At 74.0% G+C, this 19,826-nt stretch carries 14 protein-coding genes; 7 read left to right on the forward strand and 7 right to left on the reverse strand.

Annotated elements, in window-relative coordinates:
• Window positions 1-91: 91 nt before the first annotated feature.
• Genes CGE01nite_RS15125 through CGE01nite_RS15140 form a run of 4 tightly spaced genes read left to right on the forward strand, consistent with a single transcriptional unit; the run spans window position 92 to window position 7,220 of the window.
• The gene (locus tag CGE01nite_RS15125; RefSeq protein ID WP_170210999.1) at window positions 92-2,773 is read left to right on the forward strand and encodes an aldehyde dehydrogenase family protein; all 2,682 of its coding nucleotides are present in this window, start codon (window positions 92-94) and stop codon (window positions 2,771-2,773) included.
• Between the two features lie 16 nt (window positions 2,774-2,789).
• A complete protein-coding gene (locus tag CGE01nite_RS15130; RefSeq protein WP_048342638.1) occupies window positions 2,790-4,025 on the forward strand; it encodes a beta-ketoacyl-[acyl-carrier-protein] synthase family protein in 1,236 nt (411 codons plus the stop codon).
• Entirely contained in the window at window positions 4,018-5,637 is a 1,620-nt protein-coding gene (locus CGE01nite_RS15135; RefSeq protein ID WP_141371582.1) for a thiamine pyrophosphate-binding protein, read from the forward strand. Before CGE01nite_RS15130 ends, CGE01nite_RS15135 begins: the two co-directional genes overlap by 8 nt.
• On the forward strand, window positions 5,634-7,220 hold the full coding sequence (locus tag CGE01nite_RS15140; protein ID WP_048342640.1) for an FAD/NAD(P)-binding protein: 1,587 nt from the start codon (window positions 5,634-5,636) through the stop codon (window positions 7,218-7,220). Before CGE01nite_RS15135 ends, CGE01nite_RS15140 begins: the two co-directional genes overlap by 4 nt.
• On the opposite strand, the gene CGE01nite_RS15145 is transcribed toward CGE01nite_RS15140, so the two are convergent.
• Window positions 7,215-8,420 (reverse strand): sensor histidine kinase, encoded by a 1,206-nt coding sequence (locus CGE01nite_RS15145; RefSeq protein WP_048342641.1) that lies wholly within the window; start codon window positions 8,418-8,420, stop codon window positions 7,215-7,217. The two genes, CGE01nite_RS15140 and CGE01nite_RS15145, sit on opposite strands and share 6 nt — an antisense overlap.
• A gap of 135 nt (window positions 8,421-8,555) precedes the next feature.
• On the opposite strand from CGE01nite_RS15145, the gene CGE01nite_RS15150 reads away from it, so the two are divergent.
• Window positions 8,556-9,284: a GAP family protein gene (locus tag CGE01nite_RS15150; RefSeq protein WP_048342642.1), complete on the forward strand. Its 729-nt coding sequence runs from the start codon at window positions 8,556-8,558 to the stop codon at window positions 9,282-9,284.
• Window positions 9,285-9,287: 3 nt separating this feature from the next.
• Here the strand turns inward: CGE01nite_RS15150 and CGE01nite_RS15155 are convergent, their stop codons facing one another.
• Window positions 9,288-10,313, reverse strand: coding sequence for a 1-acyl-sn-glycerol-3-phosphate acyltransferase (locus CGE01nite_RS15155; RefSeq protein WP_141371583.1), 1,026 nt, complete (start codon window positions 10,311-10,313; stop codon window positions 9,288-9,290).
• Window positions 10,310-11,128 (reverse strand): patatin-like phospholipase family protein, encoded by an 819-nt coding sequence (locus CGE01nite_RS15160; RefSeq protein ID WP_141371584.1) that lies wholly within the window; start codon window positions 11,126-11,128, stop codon window positions 10,310-10,312. The genes CGE01nite_RS15155 and CGE01nite_RS15160 overlap by 4 nt, the downstream gene beginning before the upstream one ends.
• A gap of 163 nt (window positions 11,129-11,291) precedes the next feature.
• Between CGE01nite_RS15160 and CGE01nite_RS15165 the strand changes: the two genes are divergently transcribed.
• A complete protein-coding gene (locus tag CGE01nite_RS15165; RefSeq protein ID WP_229747606.1) occupies window positions 11,292-13,211 on the forward strand; it encodes an NHL domain-containing thioredoxin family protein in 1,920 nt (639 codons plus the stop codon).
• A 28-nt stretch (window positions 13,212-13,239) separates the two neighbouring features.
• Here CGE01nite_RS15165 and CGE01nite_RS15170 read toward each other — a convergent pair whose 3' ends face one another.
• From CGE01nite_RS15170 to CGE01nite_RS15185, 4 genes are all read right to left on the reverse strand, one after another.
• Window positions 13,240-14,649, reverse strand: coding sequence for a GGDEF domain-containing protein (locus tag CGE01nite_RS15170; protein ID WP_141371586.1), 1,410 nt, complete (start codon window positions 14,647-14,649; stop codon window positions 13,240-13,242).
• A 110-nt stretch (window positions 14,650-14,759) separates the two neighbouring features.
• Window positions 14,760-15,434 (reverse strand): biliverdin-producing heme oxygenase, encoded by a 675-nt coding sequence (locus tag CGE01nite_RS15175; protein ID WP_307722649.1) that lies wholly within the window; start codon window positions 15,432-15,434, stop codon window positions 14,760-14,762.
• Between the two features lie 233 nt (window positions 15,435-15,667).
• Window positions 15,668-15,889, reverse strand: coding sequence for a DUF6458 family protein (locus CGE01nite_RS15180; protein WP_048342648.1), 222 nt, complete (start codon window positions 15,887-15,889; stop codon window positions 15,668-15,670).
• Window positions 15,890-16,058: 169 nt separating this feature from the next.
• Window positions 16,059-18,155, reverse strand: a complete 2,097-nt coding sequence (locus tag CGE01nite_RS15185) for an alpha/beta fold hydrolase (protein WP_141371587.1) — start codon at window positions 18,153-18,155, stop codon at window positions 16,059-16,061.
• A 550-nt stretch (window positions 18,156-18,705) separates the two neighbouring features.
• Between CGE01nite_RS15185 and CGE01nite_RS15190 the strand changes: the two genes are divergently transcribed.
• Window positions 18,706-19,638, forward strand: a complete 933-nt coding sequence (locus tag CGE01nite_RS15190; RefSeq protein ID WP_141371588.1) for a type IV toxin-antitoxin system AbiEi family antitoxin domain-containing protein — start codon at window positions 18,706-18,708, stop codon at window positions 19,636-19,638.
• Window positions 19,639-19,826 lie beyond the last annotated feature (188 nt).

Below are 19,826 nucleotides of genomic sequence, written 5' to 3' on the forward strand. Positions count from 1 at the left end.
CCCGTGCCTGCGTCCTCTCGCAGGCACGGGCCACTTCCCCCGGCTGTGCGCCCCAGGCCCTCCGCCGTCGCCCACCCTGACGGGAGTCACCGTGCCTCACCCGCCCGCACTCGCGGTCGCCAGCCCGCGCAGCCAGCTCACGCACGCCGCTCTCGCGCGTGCCACCTCCACCGCTGCCACGGCCCTCCATGCGGCCGGCGTCCGAGCCGGGGACCGGGTCGGTCTGTGCATGCCGAACTCGCCCGCTCTCGTCGTGGCGTTCCTCGCCCTCGCGCGGCTCGACTGCTCGATCGTGCTGCTGGACGAGCGAGGCTTCGGTTCGCTCGCCGAGGCCGTCGCACTGACCGGCGCCACGCGCCTGGTGCTCTCGCGTGAGACCTGCGCCACCGAGGCGGCCGATCGAGCCGGGTGCCCGACGATCGACGGCGACGGCCTCGCCGCGCTCGCACACGGGCTCGTCGACGACGTGGCCGACGACACGCTGCGGCTCGAGGAGCTCGGCTCCTGGCCCTGGGCCGACCGTCCGGACGGGCTCACCCTCGTCACGTCGGGATCCACCGGCAGGCCCGACGTGGTCCCGCGCAGGCCGCGCGACTTCATCGCGAACCTGCGCCGGACCCACGACGTGATCGGCTACCGGCCGGACGACGTGCTCGCCCCGCTCCTGCCCCTGACGCACCAGTACGGCTTGTCGATCCTCCTGCTCGGGATCGTGCTGCGGCTGACGGTCGTCGTGGGTCCGCACGACCGCGTCCTCGAGGCGCTGCGGCTCGCGCGGCGGTTTCGCGCCACCGTCGTCGATGCCACGCCGCAGGCGCACGACGCGGTGCTGCGCGCGGTCGAGACAGGACGCATCGAGGCCGCCGGCCTGGACTCCGTCCGGCACTGGTGCGTGGGGGGTGGCCCCGTCGCGGCATCCCTGCAGCAGCGCGCCCAGCGGGTGCACGGATCGCTCCTGCTCGACGGATACGGCTCGACCGAGCTCGGCAACGTCGCACACGTACGACCCGACGATCCCGCACGGTTGCGTGCGCTGCCCGGGATCCGGCTTCGCGTCGTCGCCCCGGACGGCGACGAGCTCCCCCCTGGGGCGTGGGGGCATCTGCTCGTGCTGACGCCCGACGCGGGAGCAGAGACGTGGCACCCGACGGGCGACCTCGCAAGCCTCGAGACGGACGGCACGCTCGTCGTCCGGGGCCGTCACGAGGCAGTCCTGCGCAACGGTCTGGTGGTCTATCCGGCCGCGGTCGAGCGAGCCGCCGCAGAGGCCGGCATCCTCGGCGCCTGCGTCACCACCACCCACCCGGCCACGGCTCAGGACCGCCTCGTGCTGGTCGTCGAGGACCGGCTCCGCCACGGGCCGGGGTACTGGCAGCGCCGGGTGCGCGACGCCGTTCCCCCGTCGGTGCGCCCGGACCGCGTCGTCGTGCGTGACCACCTGCCGCGCACACCGGTCACGCACAAGATCGACCGGCGTCGGATCCGGGACTTCGTCGCGGTCCTCGACGGCGGGGTCAGGGACGAGCAGTTCACGTCCGTCCCCTTCCCGATGCGCATCGAGGCGCTGCATCGGGTCCGCGAGCACCTCACCGCGCGATCCGACGAGGTCGTCCAGCTCCTGCTGCCGTACTCCTCCCGCGAGGCGGCGCACATCGAGCTCGACGCGACCCTGTCCGCTCTCGCCGGCGCCGAGGCCGAGGTCGTCATGCACCGTCCGCCGGTCGTGCCCACGTCGTGGGTCCACATGCCGTCGAACGTCCTGCTGTACTCGTACGCGCTCTACGTGCTCATCCCGGCGCTGTTCACCGAACGCCTCGTCCTGCGGCCGTCGTCGCGCGTGCACGAGGCGACGGTCGCGCTGCACCGCGCGCTGCAGGCCGTGCACGGCCTGCCCGTCACGCTGGTCGCCGGCACGCAGGCCGAGCTCGTGCGGAGCCGCGGCAGTGCCCCGGGCACCATCGTCTTCACCGGCAGGTACCCGAACGCCGAGGAGGTGCGCCGGACGCTCGCGCCCGGCCAGCTCATGCTCTTCTTCGGTCAGGGCACCAACCCGATCCTCGTCGGCGAAGGTGCCGACGCCGCCGCCGCCGCGCGTGACGCCGTACGGATGCGCCTGCTCAACTCCGGCCAGGACTGCTTCGGGCCGGACCTGCACCTGGTGCACCGGGCGGTCGCCGACGAGTTCGTGCTCACGGTCACCGACCTGCTCGCGACCCACACGCTCGAGTCGATCGTCACCGCGGGATCGGACCACGTGCCCATCGCTGACCCGCTGGTGCTGCGCGACGTGATCGAGCACGTCGGCCGGCACCGCGCGCACGTCCGCTGGGGAGGTCGCGTCGACCTGCGACGCATGCTCGTCGAGCCGACCGTCCTGGTGTGGGACGTCGTCGACGCACCCGAGTGCTCCGAGGTCTTCGCACCCGTGCTGAACATCGCGGTGTACGACGACGAGCACCAGGTGCGCGAGGTGCTCGGCTCCGAGTTCTACCGTGAGCGATCCATGTGCGCCTCGCTGTACGGCGCCTCGGACGCGCTCGCTGCCTGGTGCTCCGACCGGATGACGACGTCGGTCGACGCGAGCATCGTCGCCACCGACGACCCCAACCAGGCGTTCGGCGGCGTCGGGGGCATGGCGAACTACGCCGCGTGGGCCGGCCGTACCGAGATCGGCCCGCTGCTCATCTCCGAGGCCGTGAGCCGCTGGTTCAGCGCCGAGCTTCCCGAGCCCACGCCGCTCGCGCCGCAACCACTTCGTCGATCGACGCCCTGAGACCAGAGGAGACATCATGACGGTCAGGGTCACCGGCCTGGGAGCGTTGTCGCCCCTCGGCGTCGGGATGGCGGACAACTGGGACGCCTTGCTGCGCGGCACGGTCGGGATCACCCGCATCACCGCGTTCGACCCGCTCGAGTTCCGCGTGCACATCGCGGGCGAGGTCGTCCCGTTCGACGCCGCCGAGGTGCTCCCTCCACAGGACGCGCGACGGCTGGACTCGTACGCCCAGTTCGGCGTGGTCGCGGGCATCCAGGCTGTCGAGGACTCCGGGCTCGACCTCGCCGCAGTCGACCCGACGCGCTTCAGCATCGTGGTGGGTACCGGGTACGGGTGCACCGCGGCGAACACCGAGGCCGTCCGGCTGCTCGACCGGTCCGGCCCCGCCCGCTTCACGCCCGCGCCCGCCGTCTACGGGGCGCAGGACATCGTCGCGGCGTACCTCTCGCTGCGGTGGGGCGCGCTCGGCGAGAGCCTGTGCCTGAGCGCGGCGTGCGCCTCCGGGACGGTCGCGATCGGTCAGGCGATGCGCCAGATCGAGTGGGGTCTCGCGGACGTAGTCGTGGTGATCGGAGCCGACGGCGCCGTGACGCCGCGCGACCTCGCGGTCGTGTGCGGCTCACGGGCGCTGACCGCGACGCACAACGACGACCCGAAGTCGGCGTGCCGGCCCTTCGACCGCGACCGCGACGGCTTCGTGCTCTCGGCCGGTGCTGGCGCGCTCGTGCTCGAGAGCGCCGAGCACGCGGCGCGGCGCGGCGCGTCCGTACGGGCGTCGCTGGTCGGGTACGGGGCCGCGTCGGACGCCCACCACCTCACCGCACCGCACCCGGAGGGCCGCGGGGCGGTGACCGCGATGCGCCGTGCGCTCGCGTCCGCCGGACTCGAGCCGGGAGCGGTCGACCACGTCAACGCGCACGGCACCGGGACGCCCAAGAACGACGAGGTCGAGGCTCACGCCCTCAGAACCGTCTTCGGGGACCACGTGGGTGCTGTCGCCGTGACCTCGACGAAGTCCATGACGGGTCACATGATCGGCGCGGCGGGCACGTACGAGGCTGCCGCGACCGTCCTCGCGTGCGCCGAGGGCCGGGTCCCTCCGACCATGAGCTGCCCCGACCCGGAGTTCGACTTCCTCGACGTGGTGCGCGACGAGGCACGGGCGACACCCGTCACGTACGCGTTGACCAACTCGTTCGGGTTCGGTGGGCACTGCGCGACCGTCGTCGTCGGACCACCCGATGCGTGACGCCGACCGCAGCTGGTGGGACGAGGCGGCGGACGAGCTCGTCGCCGCGGGCATCGACCAGGTCTTCGCGCTGCCCGGTGACGACATGCTCGCCCTCGGCGCTCTCGACGCCCGAGGTGTCGGGGTCGTGCTCGCGCACTCGCAGCGCACCGCGGTCCACATGGCGTTGGGGTACGCGGCGACGACCCGTGGCGTCGGTGTCGTCGTCGTCGGCCGCGGCCCCGGCATCGCGGGCGCGTTGGGCGCGATGCTCGAAGCGGCGACGGGCAGCACGCCTCTCGTCGTGCTCTCCGGCGGCGCTCCGCTCGGTGAGGCGCATCCGCAGACCTTCCAGTACGCGCCGCAGCTCGAGCTGGTCCGCCCGCTGTGCCGCAGCGCCGTCCGCGTCGAGACCTCGGGCGAGGTCCGCGCGCGGGTGGCCCAGTCGCTGCTCGTCGCGGCGGGACCGCCGGCCGGCGTGGCGTACGTCGAGCTCCCCGACCCGCCGCAGGACGACCCACCCCGCGCACAGGTGTCCGAGCCCGCAGTGGCGGTGACGCGTCCCGCGCGCGCGCACGACCCTGGTGCGGTGCCGCCACCGCCGGTCCTGCGGGAGGCACGTCGCCCCGTCATCCTCGCGGGTGGCGGCTGCCAGGCACTGCCCCGCGGCGCGCTCACGGCATGGTCGCAGTCGTGGGGAGCGCCCGTGGTGTGCACCGCGAGCGGCCGCGGGGTCGCCGACGAGCACAGCGACCTGTACCTCGGCGTCGCGGGCCTCTACCTGCACCCGGAGGCGCGCCGAGTGCTCGCGGACGCGGACGTCGTCGTCACCCTGGGCACGCGGCTCGAGGACACGGCCACCATCGGCCTGCCGGTGGCACCGCAGACCATCCAGGTGAACGTCGAGGTCGCCGACTTCGACGTCTCTCGTCCCGGAGCGCTGGTCCAGGCGGACGTCCGTTCGGTCGTCGGTCACTGGGCCCGGCCCGACGCGGTGGACGCGCAGTGGACGAGCCGTGTCCTGGCAGCCGGCGGGGCGCTGCAGGCGTGGGCGCAGGAGCGCGTCGCGACGAACCCCGTGGCCGCAGTCGTGTCCGCCGCGGTCGCGGGGTTGCCACCGGGCTCGACGTTCTGCCAGGAGAACGGCCTGATGGACATCTGGTCGTACCTGTTCCCAGTGACGCGGCTCCCGCCGGAGGTCGACATGATCGTCCCCTCGGAGCAGACGACCCTCGGGTTCGGCTGCGCCGCGGCCGTCGGCGCTCGGCACGCGCGCAGGGGCGACGGCGGGGTGGTGCTCGTCGTCACGGGGGACGGTGCCGCGGCGACGCTGGGCCAGGACCTCGACGCCCCTGCACCGGGCGCGCGCGGCGTCGTCCTCGTCGTCCTCGACAACGCCGGGTTCGGGTGGCTCGAGGCGCAGGACCGTCGCGTCAACGGCGTGCACGGACGGTTCGTGGACATCGCCCGTCCCAGGCTCGCGAGCGCCGCGGTCGCGCAGGTCACGATCAGCCCGGGCGACGTCGCCACCGTGCGCGCGGCCGTCGCGGGCGTCGCATCGGGAGAGATCCGGGTGGTGCGCGTCCCCTGCTCGCTGGAGGACGGCCCGCCCGTCGTGGACGACGTCTGGTGACCGCTCGGGTCGTGGTCGTGGGCGCCGGCCCGAGGACCGCCGGGCTCCTCGGGGCGCTGGCGTCCACGCTGCCCCGCGACGTCGAGGTGACGGTCGTGGACCGCGGTCCGCAGGCGTCGTCCCCGTGGGACGCCGGCCAGGCCGCGCACGTGCTGTCCAACTCGTACGCCCGCGACATCACGCTGACCCGTCCGGGCGTCGGCGTCGGCACCTTCCTCGAGTGGTGCCGCGGGGTGTGCGCCACCGACCTGGCCCGGACCGGGGGCGAGCCCGAGGAGCTCGTGCGCGAGGCGCGGGGGATGTCGGAGCTGGACTTCGCCAGCCGCGGGCTCGTCGGCTCGTACGTCGCTGCGGTCATCGCGGACGCGACCGCGCGCGCGCCGTTCGCGACCCGCTGCACGGCCGGTGACGTGGTCCGCGTCCGTCCTGGGTCGGCACCCCGCGTCGACCTGGCGGACGGCCGGACGCTCTCGGCGGACGTCGTCGTCCTCGCGACCGGGGACGACGACCCCGGACCCCCTGTGCTCGGCGCGTCGGGCCCGCGGACCCTCGACGCCCTGACGCCGGGGCAGCCGGTCCTCGTGCGGGGCATCGGGCTGACGTTCCACGACGTGCTCGCAGCGGTCACCGTCGGTCGTGGCGGCCGCTTCGAGCACGCCCGCGCCGGCCTGAGGTACGTGCCGAGCGGGGCCGAGCCGCAGGTGTGGGCGACCTCGCGGACCGGGGTGCCTCTCGGCCCGAAGCTCGCCCCGATCGCGCTCACGAGCAGCACTCTGGGGTGGGACGACGGCCTCGCGCTCCTCCGGCAGTGCACCGACGTGCCCGCCGCGCACCGAGCCGTGCTCGACCTGCTCGCACGCGTCCTGTCCACGACAGGCCGCGACCTGCTCCTCGCCCAGCTCAAGGGCGTGGGCTCGACGGCCCACGAGGCCCGCCGCCACCTCGCCGCGCAGGTGCGCTCGATCACTGCACCTGAGCCCGAGCGACTCGCTGCGCAGTCGTGCGTACTGGCCACGCTCGAGGCGATCGCCGGCCCCGTCCTCGCGCCGCCCTCGGGGTACCTGGAACGGGCGGCACACGCGACCGCCGCGCTGGAGTCGATCGGGGCACGCCTGACGTCCGGGCCTCCGGCCCGACGCACCCGTGAGCTCGCGGCGCTCGTCGACCAGGGGGTCGTCGTCCTCGCCGGGGCCGAGGAGGGCATCGTGCCGGACGCCGACGGCTGGACGCTCAGGACCCGGTCGGGTGAGCGCGTCACCGGCTTCCCCGCCTTCGTCGACGCACGCGTCCATCCCCGCCGCGCCCTCTGGGCCACCGGTCCCGGCTGGCCGCGCACGCCCGGCGGTCGCCTCGACGTCGACCCGACGACCATGCGGCTGCGCGCGGCGGCCGGCGAGGACGAGCACGCCGTCTTCGTGGTCGGCCCGTCGGGCGCGGGGGCGATCGCCGCACTGCCGCGGCCCGGCGGGCCCGAGACCTTCTTCCAGCAGAACGACGCGCTCGCGTGCGCCGTCGCCGACCTGCTCAGCTCCCCGGTCGACGTCCCGCTCGTCCCTGCAGGCTCGGCGCACGACGTGTCATGACTCGGAGACGAGTCGCCGCGGTGCCGCGCGCGGCACCGTCACCGCCACGAGCCACCCGGACCCGTCGTCGGTCGGGCCGTGCTCCAGCCGGCCTGCGAACGGGGCGATCCGATTGGCGATGTTCGCCAAGCCCCAGCCACCTCGTACGCCCGTCGAGCCCTGGCGGTCGACGGCCACGGAGTTCCACGCGCGCAGCGTCATGGCCACCTGGTCGCTGCCGATCTCGAGAGTCGCGCGGCACGGGCTCGCGTGGGTCACCATGTTCGCCACCACCTCCTGCGCGACGACGTACAGGGTCACACCCGCGGGACAGCTCAGGTCAGTGCCGTGCTCCCGCAGCGTCAGGTCGACGCCCAGGCTCCGCGCGACGCGCACCGTGTCGTCAAGACGGCGCCGGCACTCCGCGAGATCGGGAGTCGTGCTCCCGTCCGCCCCGAGCTCGTCGATCATGGCGCGGACCTCGCCCAGCGTCGCATCCGCGCACGCCTTGATCTCCCGCACCGCGCGCGCCACCTGCCCGGGGTCGTCCGCGCGCATGGCGAGCGACGCCTGGAGCGACACCGCCGCGAGCCGACCCGCGACGATGTCGTGCATGTCGCGCGCCAGACGGACGCGCTCGGCGCTCACCGCGAGCGCGCTGCGCGCCTCGGACGCCTGGCGCTCGTGCCGTGCGGCCAGCTCCTGAGCGATCGAACCGGCCGCCACCTTCTGGGTCTGCTCGCGCATGCGCCGCAGGTTCTGCGCCCACCACACCGCCAGCCCGCTGAGCACGACGTTCTGCAACGCCAGGACCATGACGTGGTCCTGGCCGACCACCTGATGGACCGCGGCGGCGATCGTCGCGACGGTCACGGCGCCGGCGACGCTCCACGCACACCATCGCCACACGCCGCGCGCCTCGAGCGTCCCGACGAACAGGAGCTCGAAGAGCATCAGCATGGCCAGCGGGCCCGCATCGGCGAGCACCGCCACGAGGAGCAGCACCACGAGACCCGGGATCACGACCGCATAGCGCGCGCGGTGACGATGTGCGAGCGCGACGAGCGTCCCCGCCACGACGGCCGCCGTCGCGACAGCTGTCGAGCCGCGACCGTCGAGTGCGGCCGGCGGTCGCGCCAGCGTCAAGGCCGCGGCGGCGGCCCCGGTGCCGAGCGCCGCGCCCCATCCGGGCACGTCCCCCGGGCGCCTGTGCACCCACATTCGTGCTGCCCCCCGCATGGCCGTCATCGTGACACAGCACACACCTCGTCGGGTGAGCGACTTTGGTCGCGCCGATGGTGGGATGTGCCGGTGCGGGTTCCCCCGTAGCGTGGGGCGCTGCCGGAGGGGGCGGACATGGACGAGCTGACACCTGCGCTGGTCGCGGCGCTCGCGGGGCTGGCGATCGTGGACAGCGTGAGCCTGGGCACCCTGGGGATGCCCGTCTGGATGCTCGCCCAGCCGCGCGTGCGCACCCGTGCGGTCGTGGTCTACCTCGCGACGATCGCGGCGTTCTACTGGGCGGTCGGCGTCGCCCTCCTCGCCGGGCTGCAGGCCGTGATCGAGGGCTTCGCCGACGTCGAGAGTCGCGTGCTCGACTGGGTCCAACTGGTCGTCGGCGTCGGGCTGTTCGCCGCGAGCTTCCTGTTCGACGGCGCGATCGCACGGCGCCGGCGCGAGCGCCGCGAACGCTCGGGCCGGGTCAGCCGCTGGCAGAGGGCGCGTCAGCGGATCGTCGGTGAGGACGCCAGCCCACGCGTCGCCGCGGGCGTCGCGATCGGCGCGGGGGTCGTCGAGCTCGCAACGATGCTGCCGTACCTCGGCGCGATCGGCCTGCTCACCGCGAACGGGGTGGGGCTCGCGGCAGGATCGCTCGTGCTCGTCGGCTATGCGCTGGTCATGGTCCTGCCTGCGTCCGTGCTGCTCGTGGCCCGCCTCGCTCTGGCCCGGCAGGTCGAGCCGACGCTGCAGGGCATGAACGGCTGGTTCGAGCGTCGCGGCGGAGACGTCCTGGCGTGGACGCTCGGGATCGTCGGCTTCCTCGTCGCGACCGACGCCGTCGGTCGCCTCCAAGCCGGGTCGTGAGCCTCAGGCGCCCTTCTCAGCGATCCACTCGTCGATCGCGCGCCAGTGTCCGAACAGCCATGCCTCCTGCGCGGACCCGTCACGGGGGACGTCGTCGGGCTGCAGCGACCAGCCCTTCATCACGATGCGCTTGTCCATCGGCAGCTCGCGCCAGATGTCCCGCACGGTCACGAGCTTGTCGAGGCCCGTGTGCGCGACGAACACCACGCCCGCCTGCGGCGCCGCGTCCAGCGCCGACAACAGCCCGCCCGCGTGCGGGGCCATGACGTTGACCATCTGCTCGGCCTGCGCGGCGAGCTCGCTGCGACCCGAGCGGTGCAGCGCCTCGATGCGGCGCAGCCGGCGGCGCGGCGTGACGTTGCCGCCCTCGGGGAAGATCAGCAGCGCGTCGTCGCCGTCCAGCCCCAGCGCCAGGTCAGCCACCGCGTCGGACAAGGGAGGGGCACCGTGCGGCCGCGCGCTGCGCGGGGTGATGAACTGCGCCGGCAGCCGGTTGAGCAGCACGTCGATCGCCGGGTCCCACTGGAGCGTGTCCTTCAGGACGATCCGCGGCTCGCGGTCGAACCAGTTCAGGAGCGCGTGCACGAGGATGAACGAGTCGCCGGGCCCCGCGTGCCGGCTCGCGACCACGATCGGCCTGCCCTCCAGCACGTTGCCCAGGTCCGCGTCCTCGATGTCGATCGTGAGCCGCAGCGTCTTGCTGATCTGCCAGAACAGCACGCGCAGCATCGACCCCGCGAAGCGGTAGTGCGCGCGCTGGAACGCCGGACGCCGGATGCGCCAGCCGAACCCGCTGCCCACCCACAGCACGAAGCAGACGACGAGCACGGCCGCGTCCCAGTAGAGGTAGAACACCGCCATCCACAGCACGCGCAGGATCCGTAGCCGTCCCGGCAGGAGCCACGTGATGACCGCGCCGACGAACGCCGCGAGCAGCACGCCGATCGGCAGCACCACGATCGCGAGCAGCAGGAGCACGGGGGCGAGGACCACGCGCCGCACCCACCGCGGCGGCAGACGCCAGCTCACGCGCGTGCCAGGTAGGCGCTCGTCGCGGCGTGCGCGGCGTCCATGCGGGCCCGGACGGTGTCCATCCGTTTGTACGAGCTGAGCTTCTCGTCGCCCTTCGTCGGACCGCCGCTCGGCAGGATGTGCACGGTGACCCCCTCGGGGACCTCGTCGATCTCACGGGCGAACCGGTGCCTACGGGCGATCTCGAAGCTCACGCGCGCGACGTCCGAGGGCTTGTCGGGTGCGACGAGGGCCTCCTCGATGCGCCCGACCTGCAGCACGTACACGGTCGTCGCGCCGCGGCGCCACGCCTCACCGAGCGGGATCGAGTTCACGAGACCCCCGTCGACGAAGTGCTCGTCGCCGATCTGCGTCGCGGGCAGGATCCCCGGCACGGACGCCGACGCCATCACCGCGGGCACCACCGGGCCGGTGTCGAACCACTTCTCCGCGGCCCGTTCGATGCACGCCGCGGCCACCGCGAGGGGCACCGTCAGGTCCTCGAACCGGGTGTCCGCGCCGATCATCTCGGCGACCAGCTCGCGCAGCGGCCCCGGGTCGTTCAGGTGCGTGCGGGACTTGGCGAGCCGCGCGAGCTGCTTGGGCCACGAGTCCCCGTAGACCGCGGCCGCGGTCGGCGACGCCCAGGCCCGCGCGAGCCGTTCGACGACGGCCGGCGTCGGGTCGGCCGCCACCGCCGAGCCGTTGATCGCCCCGATCGAGGTCCCGACGACGAGGTCGGGCCGGATCCCGGCGTCGAACAGCGCGCGCAGCATCCCGACCTGCACGGCCCCGCGCACCCCGCCGCCACCGAGCACGAACCCGACACCCATGGCCACACCCAACCACCCCCACCCCCACCCCGCGATCCCCACCCCGATCCCACCCGCCCCACCGCGACCCAGCGCTCGCTCCGGCCTCACCTCGTCGAAGCCTGAGCGAGTGCTGGGTCGCGGGAGGAGCGTGGCGGGGGTGGAGGGAGGAGAGAATGGGGGTGTGACTGATGGGCGACTTCCTCGGGTGCGGGCATCGGAGCTGCGTGGACGGGGGTGGCTCAACACCGGCGGGCGCGACATCACGCTCGCGGACCTGCGCGGCAAGGTCGTCGTCCTCGACTTCTGGACCTTCTGCTGCATCAACTGCCTCCACGTGCTCGACGAGATGCGCGAGCTCGAGGCGGAGTTCTCCGACGTGCTCGTCGTGATCGGCGTGCACTCCCCGAAGTTCGTGCACGAGGCGGACCCCGACGCGCTCGCGGCGGCGGTCGATCGCTACGAGGTCCACCACCCCGTCCTCGACGACCCGCAGCTCGTCACGTGGCAGGCGTACACGGCGCGCGCCTGGCCGACGCTCGTCGTGATCGACCCCGAGGGGTACGTCGTGGCGCAGATGGCAGGCGAGGGGCACCGGCACAACCTCGAGGTCCTGGTGCGCGAGCTCGTCGCGGAGCACGACGCGAAGGGCACGCTGCACCGCGGCTCGGGCCCGTACGTGCCGCCGCGCGCGACCCCCGGGACGCTGCGGTTCCCGGCGAAGGCCGTCGCTCTGCCGAACGGCAACCTTCTCGTCGCCGACGCCGGGCACCACAGCCTGGCCGAGCTCGCGCCGGACGGCCAGACGCTGGTCCGCCGGATCGGCTCGGGCGAGCGTGGCCTCGTCGACGGCGGTCCCGACGACGCGCGGTTCAGCGAGCCCAACGGCCTGTGCCTCGTGCCCGACGAGCTGCGTCCCTGGCTCGAGTACGACGTCCTCGTCGCGGACACCGTCAACCACGCTCTGCGCGGGGTCCGGCTGAGCGACGGCGCCGTGACCACGGTCGCCGGCACCGGTGAGCAGCTCATGGTCGGTGCGTCGGACAACGTGTCCGCCGCGTTCGGGGGCGGCACCGGTGCGGGCTTCGCCGGTCCGGCGCAGGGCGTGCGGCTCTCGTCGCCGTGGGACGTCGCGTGGTCGCAGCGGTGGGGCGCGTTCGTCGTCGCGATGGCCGGCAACCACACGCTGTGGGCGTTCGACGACAAGGAGGGCTCGATCGCGCACGTCGGCGGGACCATGAACGAGGGGCTGCTCGACGGGCCGCTGCGCGACGCGTGGTTCGCGCAGCCGTCGGGGCTGGCCGTGGGGCCTGACGGGCGGATCTGGCTCGCGGACTCCGAGACGTCCGCGCTGCGCGTGGTCACGCCGACGCCTGCGGGCGAGGGTTCCGTGGACACCGTCGTCGGCGCCGGGCTGTTCGAGTTCGGGCACCGCGACGGACCGGCCGACGAGGCGCGCCTGCAGCACCCGCTCGGCGTCGCGGTGCTCCCCGACGGCTCGGTCGCGGTCGCGGACACCTACAACGGTGCGGTCCGCCGCTACGTGCCGGCCGACCCCGAGGGCACCGACACGCCGGTGGGCGAGGTCACGACGATCGCCACCGACCTGGCCGAGCCGAGCGGGCTCGTCGTGCTGGGCACCGGAGCCGACGCGACGCTGCTCGTCGTCGAGTCCGCCGCCCACCGGGTCACGCGGATCCCGCTCGCCGGCATCGTCGCTGCGGCCGTCGACGGGGGCGTGCACCGCACGCAGCGACCCGTCACGGACCTCGCGCACCGGGTGCGGCTCGACGTCGTGTTCACGCCCGCGAAGGGACAGAAGTACGACGACCGATTCGGCCCCTCGACGCGGCTGCAGGTCTCGTCGACCCCGCCGGGGCTGCTCCTCGCGGGGGCCGGCGACGACGTCGCGTTCGACCGTGAGCTCGTGCTCGACCCCGCGGTCGGCGAGGGCGTGCTGCACGTGACCGCGCACGCCGCGTCGTGCGACGACGACCCCTCGGTCGAGTACCCGGCGTGCCACCTCAACGCGCAGGACTGGGGCGTCCCGGTCCGCGTGACCGCGTCGGGCGACACCGCCCTGACGCTCCCGCTGCACGGCTGACCGGGACGGCGTCAGCGGGGCGCCGGCGTCAGGACGCGCCCTCGATCGCGACCGCAGCCAGGGCGTGCAGCGCCGTCGTGACCGCGGGGCCCTGCGCGGCGTGCGGCGAGGCGCCGATCTCGACCAGCCACGCGCCGTGCACCACCTGCGTGACGAGCTGCTCGTGGTCGCCGTCCGCCGGGCTGCCGCCGCGCGCCACCGCCGAGGCCGTGCCGTCGCGCTGCATGAGCACCGCCCACGCCGACCCGCCGAGCGTCTCGGTGGTCGCCGCCGCGAGCGCGCACAGCCGAGGCACCACTCCCGACTGCGCCGCGGTGATCGCCGCCGCACCGGCCACCACGACGCGCTCGGCGGTGACCGCGGGGTCCGCGATCGGCACCGCGGACTGCCGGGCACGCGCGCGGGCGCGCTTCACGCGGTACTGCGCGATGTCGGCGCGGCGGAACAGGTGCCGCGCGGAGATCTCGCCGGTGATCGCCGTCGAGGCCAGGCCGTAGGAGATCGCCGCGCCGTGCGGCAGGGGGAAGTCGAGCGTGGTCGAGAGCATGACCTCGGCGACCTCGGCGCGGTGCTGGCCGACCGTCACGAGGCAGAACTCGTCGCCGCCCAGGCGCGCCGCGGTGCTGCCGGGCAGCCGCTCGACCGCGCGGCGCATCACGTCCGCGACGCTGCGCAGCAGGTCGTCGCCCACGTCGTGGCCGAGCTCGTCGTTGACGCGCTTGAGGCCGTCCACGTCGCACATGACGATGCAGACCTCCTCGCCCGACTCGAGCGCGGCCTCTGCGGCGTTGTCCGCGACGCGGCGGTTGGCCAGGCCGGTCAGCGGGTCGTCGGCGACGAGGTGGCGGATCTGCTCCTCGAGGTCGACGCGTGCGATGGCCCCGGCGACGAGCGCGGCGAGCACCTCGGCGGTGGCGACGTCGTCGGTGGTGAACAGCCCGCCGTCAGGACCGCGCAGCGCGAAGATCTCGCCCCACACCGCACCGTTGACGACGATCGGCGCACCGAGCGAGCTCGCGGCCCCGACCTCGAGCAGCTGCGCGACCTCGACGGGGTCGCCCGCACCCTCGGCACCCGGCTCGGTGGGTTGGCCGGTGACGTCCTGCGCGTGCGCGACCCAGCTCTCGCGCTCGCGGATGAGCCGGCGCAGCGCTGGCCGGTCCTCCGCGCGGTAGGTGGTGAGCAGCCGCCACCCGTAGCGCGGGTCGGACGCGGGCTCGTGGTGCAGGACGCGCATGGTCTCGTGCTCGATGCGGCAGGTCGCGGCGAGGCGCGCGCGCAGCATCTCGGCCGCGAGCGCCGCGGCGGTCTGGACGACCTCGTCGAGCGAGCGAGCGCTCTCCAGCCGGTGCGCTGCCAGGGCGAATCCGCGGGCACCGCTGAGCGCCGCGGCGGCCCGTCGGCCCCCGCGAGCTCCGGCCGTCACCCGTGGCGTCACGGGGACATCATCGCCTGCCGAGGGCACCTGCGGACACCGGCGGACGAGGAATCACTCGTTCCGCACAAATCACCCGCCCGCGCAGGTCAGACGCGCACGATCGACGCGGCTCAGGCGGAGGTGTGCCGCTCGCCGAGCTCGGCGAAGACCGCCTGGTTGAGCCGGAAGGCGACGCGCGCCTCCTCGACGGTCGCCGCGACCTGCTCGTCGTCGAGCGGCAGCTGGTCCAGCCGGTCCCGGTAGACGTCCTTGAACGGCTTGAGCTTGTGGATCTGCGGGAAGTCGTAGAAGCCGACGCCGTCGTCGGGCACGGCGTAGTGCCGCTGCACCATGCGCTTGACGACCTGACCGCCCGAGAGGTCCCCGAGGTAGCGGGTGTACGCGTGCGCCGCGTAGAGCGTCACGTCCGACGAGCACGCGACGAGCCGCTGCGCGTAGTCGAGCGTCGCGGGCAGGTAGGTCACCTGCGCGGACCAGTCGGGGCCGAGCAGGAACGCGAGGTCGCGCTCGATCGCCGGGACGCGCGTCAGCTCGTCGAAGACGAGACCGTGGTCATCACCCGCGGCGCGCAGCACCGCCCCGGCCCGCTCGAGCGCGGTGTAGATCGCGAGCTGCTGGACGGCGAGCGCGGTGTACGCGTCGCGGCCCAGGCGCCCGGAGACGAGCCCGTCGATGAACTCCATGCCCTCGGCCTGGCTGTGCTGGTCGCGCGTGCCCTCGCGCAGCGACGCGGAGAGCGTCATGCCGGTCGCGGTGGCGACCGTCGGGACGGAAGTCGTGGTCACGGGCGTCTCTCTCGTCGGCGTCAGCACGTTGGTGACGTGTTGTCAGCAAGAGTATGCCACGGAGTAAGGCTTGCCTATCCTACGACCACGATGCGGGCAGAGCGCGGGGGCACGGCGGGCACGGCCCGGGCGCACGACGAGCGCCGCGCAGCTCGTCGGCCGCGCGGCGCTCGTCGTCCCCGTCTCCCGTGGCCGCCTCATACGGCCCGGACCCTGCACCCAGCCGGGTGCCCTCACACGGCAGGCGGCGGCGTCTCCCGGTGCTCGACCACCGCGGTGTGCGACGTGTTCGCACGCTGCGCGTTGATCACGAGCGCCAGGATCAGCATCAGCGCACCGGCGCCCATGCAGATGTAGCCGATCAGCCCCAGGTTGACGCCGTCGATCGCGTCGCTGACCGCGAACGACAGGATGGCGCCGATCACGAGCAGCGCGATACCTCCACCGATACCCATGCTTGCTCCCTCTCGTCGGTCGGCCGAAGCTCGGCCGGTCTCAGATGGGGGAGTCTTCCCGCAGCCCTCCGTCGGCGCGCGCCAGTCGCCCGGTTCGTCCCGGTATGCCCGGGGTCGGGGGCGCCGGCCGTCACCCGGACGAGCGGCGCCCCTGCCCCCAGCCCCGCGCTCAGCCCAACGTGTCCGGGTACGCCACCGCGTCGTCGCCCGTGCGACCCAGCACGTGCTCGGCCAGGAACGCCTCCACCACCTGGTACCAGACGATCGCGTGCTGCGGCGTGAGCACCCAGTGGTTCTCGTCGGGGAAGTACAGGAAGCGGTGCGCCGTCCGACCCTCGTCGTCCGCCGGCAGCCCGGACTTGGCCAGCAGCTCGTACCAGAGGCGCAGGCCCTCGCCGATCGGCACCCGGTAGTCCTTGTCGCCGTGCACGACGAGCATCGGCGTCACGATCTGCCCGACGAACCGGTGCGGCGAGCTCTCGAGCGCCATCTCGTCGGTCATCTCGCGCTGCCAGTAGAACGACGCGTCCGTCGTCGGCCCGAACTGGTCGAGCGCCCACAGGCTTGCGTGCGTGACGATCGCGCGGAACCGGTCCGTGTGCCCCGCGACCCAGTTCGCCATGTACCCGCCGAACGACCCGCCCATCGCGGCGGTGCGCGTCTCGTCGACCGCCTCGTGCCGCTCCGCGACGTCCGTGACCGCCATGAGGTCCGTGTACGGCGCCCGGCCCCACGCACCCCACCCGGCCTGCACGAAGTCCTGCCCGTAGCCCGTCGACAGCGCCGGGTCCGGCAGCAGCACCGCGTACCCGCGCGCGACCAGCAGCCACGGGTTCCAGCGCCACGACCACGCGTTCCACGACCCGAGCGGCCCGCCGTGGATCCACAGCAGCAGCGGGGCCGGGTGCGCCGCGTCCGCGCCGTCCGGCAGCGCGAGCCACGCGCGCACGCGGCGGCCGTCGGCGACGGTCGTCTCGACCTCCTCGAGCCGGCCCGGCAGCTCGGGCGTCGGGGCCGGCGAGCGCAGCGCGACCGCGGTCGTCGGGAGCACCGTCAGGTCCACCCGCACGGGATGCGCCGGGGCCAGGTACGACGAGCGCAGCGCATACGCCGTGCGGCCGTCCGGGCTCACCTGGACGTCCGAGAACGCCGCGTCGTCGCTGGTCACGCGCGTGACCGTGTCCTCGCCGCCGTCAGTCGCCAGGTCGATCCGGAAGATCGGGGCGCGCCCCTCGTCGTCCGCGACCACGAGCAGTCCCGACGAGTCCGGCAGCCACACCGCGCCGCCCGGCCACCGGTCCCAGCCCGGCGCGAGCACCCGTGACGGCCCGCCCGCGAGCGGCACGAGCGCGAGGCCCACGCGCGGCGCCTCGTGCGGCGTCGAGATCGTCTCGTACGCGTACACGACCCACCGGCCGTCGGGCGAGACCACCGGCGACCCCGCGTCGATCCCGTCGTCCTCGACGAGCGTCCGGCGCTCGCCCGTGGCGACGTCGATCGCGACGAGCCTGCTGCGCTGGTCGGCGCGCGCCCGCAGCTGCGTCCAGCCCGTGACGATCGTCGTGCCGTCCGGGGAGATCGTGGCGTGCTGCTCGACGAGTGCCGCGCGCGCGTCGGGCGTGCGGTCCGTCAGCTCGAGGCGCGGGTCGTCCTGCCCGGCGAGGAGGGCGTGCTCGTCGTCCGCACCGTCGCCCGCCTGGATCTCCGCCGTGAACAGGTGCGGCGCGGCCGGTCCGAGGTCGTGGTCCCAGTACCGGACCGGGTAGCCGTCGTGCAGGATCGCGGCGACCTTCTTGTCCTTGCGGTCCTTGCGGAGCTTGTCGTCGCTCTCGGCGTCGCTCGCGCGCGGCAGCACGTCGCCCGCGAGGAGCACGGTGCGCGCGTCCTTGGCCGTGACCAGGCCACCGAGCCCGCCCGTGCGCGCCGCGACCACGCGCGCCTCGGCGCCGTCGCGCGGCAGCAGCCACAGCGCGGGCGGGGCCTCGTCGTCCGCGTCCTTCGCGGCGGGGTCCGGACGCGCACTCGTGAACAGCAGGTCGCCGTCGCGCGTGAACGCCGCACCACCCTCGGACTTCGCCGACCGGGTCAACCTCCGGGCCGGCTGCTCACCGGCGGGATCGACCTCCCACAGCGCCGTCAGGTACTTGGTCTTCTTCGTGTCGAGCGTCGACACCGCGACGACGAGCCGCTGCCCGTCCGGCGAGAGCGTGAGCCCTCCGACCCGCGGCACAGCGACGTACTCCTCGAGATCCCCGATCTTCACCATCCCCCCGTCCTATCACCCCCCTCCCCCACTCCCACCCCGTTCCACGAGCACCACAGCCAAACCGCCCCCGCCCGCGCCCCACCCCGGACCCCACCATCACCGCCACCCAGCACCTGCTCCGGCCTCTGACCCGATTCACCTGAACAACCACTGCCTCACCACACCCCACCGGGCGACCCAGCGTCTGCTCAGCCGTCCGAGCTGAATCACCTGAACAACCGCTGTCTCGCCACACCCCCACCGCGCGACCCAGCGCCTGCTCAGCCGTCCGAGCTCAATCGCCTGAACAACCGCTGTCTCGCCACACCCCCCACCGCGCGAGCCAGCGCCTGCTCCGGCAGGACGCCCCGCTCGCCGGAGCAGGTGCTGGGTCGGCGTGCTGCCCTTGCAGGCCCCGGGCTCTCCGGCCTCGGGACCGTTGAGCGACAGTGCCCGCTGAGCAGTCGAAGGGGTGATGGCGAGCCGTCCACAGGTCAGGCTCTGCGCACGGCCGTCCACAGGTGGGAGGCCGTGGGCCCACGAGCGGCCTCGGGCGCGGTGACCTTGGGGGATGCGTCCGATCGTCGTCCCCGCCGAGCTCGTCGGCCTCGCCCTGCAGCAGGAGGGTCTCGTCTCCCACACGCAGTGCGACGCGCACGGTCTCGGGCGGGATACCCGCACGCGGCTCGTCGCGTCAGGTCAGTGGCATCGCGCGACCCGCGGCGTCTACGACACCACGCCTGGGCAGGAGCCCTCGCACCCCGGACGACGCCGACGCGCAGCGTGGCTCGGGATGCTCGCCTACGGTCCGGACGCGATGGCGGTCGGCGTCGGCGCCCTGGCCTTGCACGGCGTCCAGGGGCTCCCGATGCACCCGCGACCGGAGGCGGCGCTGCCTGACGGCTCCCCGCGCCACGCTCGCGACGGCGTCAGGCTGCGGTGCTTCGACCCGGTGGTGACCGTCGAGCTGGGCGGTCGCCAGATCGCCACCCTTGCCGATGCCCTGGTGAGGGCGTTGCCGGAGCTGCCCCGACGCAACGGGTTGGCGGTGATGGACGACGTCGTGCACCGCGGCCTGCTCTCGTCGGACGAGGTCGCGTCGCTGCCTGCGCGCATGGGGGGCAGGCGCGGGGTCCAGCGTGTGCGGACCTGGTGGCCGTTCGTCGACGGTCGGGCCGAGTCGCCGTTCGAGAGCTTCGCTCGGCTGGAGTGCATCGACGACGGGGTCCCGCCCGACGTGCTGCAGCTCGAGATCGTGCCGCCCGACCAGGGCGGCACGCTTCGCGGGGACATGGGCTGGCGGCTGAAGGGTGGTCGCTGGCTGGTCGCCGAGCTGGACGGTGACGAGTTCCACACCTCGCCTGACGCGGTGCTGGCCGACCGTCAGCGCCAGAACCGCATCGCGACCGTCGGCTGGGTCGACCTCCTTCGCTTCGCATGGCCGGACCTCGGGGCCATGACGATCCCGCGCCAGATCCGCCGAGCCCTCGCGTACCACCGCTGACCACCGAGCGCACGCATCCCTCGTCGTGCACGGGCGCCCGTCCCCCGGAGCAGACGCTGGCTCGCGCTGTGGGGTCGCGCTGTGGGCCAGCGCCACGCACTCGCTAGTCGGGAGCGGTGACGCCGCGAGCCAGCGGATGCTCAGGCCAGTCCCGCCGGGAGCCGGAGCACGCGCTGGGTCGACAGGGG

This window comes from Cellulomonas gelida (assembly GCF_006538725.1).
In the GTDB taxonomy this organism is placed as follows: Bacteria; Actinomycetota; Actinomycetes; order Actinomycetales; family Cellulomonadaceae; genus Cellulomonas; species Cellulomonas gelida.

Bases quoted from the DNA above. Each gene is read 5' to 3' on its own strand.
- CGE01nite_RS15130 (WP_048342638.1), top strand. From the start codon at position 2,790: ATGACGGTCAGGGTCACCGGCCTGGGAGCGTTGTCGCCCCTCGGCGTC.
- CGE01nite_RS15135 (WP_141371582.1), top strand. From the start codon at position 4,018: ATGCGTGACGCCGACCGCAGCTGGTGGGACGAGGCGGCGGACGAGCTC.
- CGE01nite_RS15145 (WP_048342641.1), bottom strand. From the start codon at position 8,420: ATGTGGGTGCACAGGCGCCCGGGGGACGTGCCCGGATGGGGCGCGGCG.
- CGE01nite_RS15150 (WP_048342642.1), top strand. From the start codon at position 8,556: ATGGACGAGCTGACACCTGCGCTGGTCGCGGCGCTCGCGGGGCTGGCG.
- CGE01nite_RS15160 (WP_141371584.1), bottom strand. From the start codon at position 11,128: ATGGGTGTCGGGTTCGTGCTCGGTGGCGGCGGGGTGCGCGGGGCCGTG.
- CGE01nite_RS15180 (WP_048342648.1), bottom strand. From the start codon at position 15,889: ATGGGTATCGGTGGAGGTATCGCGCTGCTCGTGATCGGCGCCATCCTG.
- CGE01nite_RS15185 (WP_141371587.1), bottom strand. From the start codon at position 18,155: ATGGTGAAGATCGGGGATCTCGAGGAGTACGTCGCTGTGCCGCGGGTC.
- CGE01nite_RS15190 (WP_141371588.1), top strand. From the start codon at position 18,706: ATGCGTCCGATCGTCGTCCCCGCCGAGCTCGTCGGCCTCGCCCTGCAG.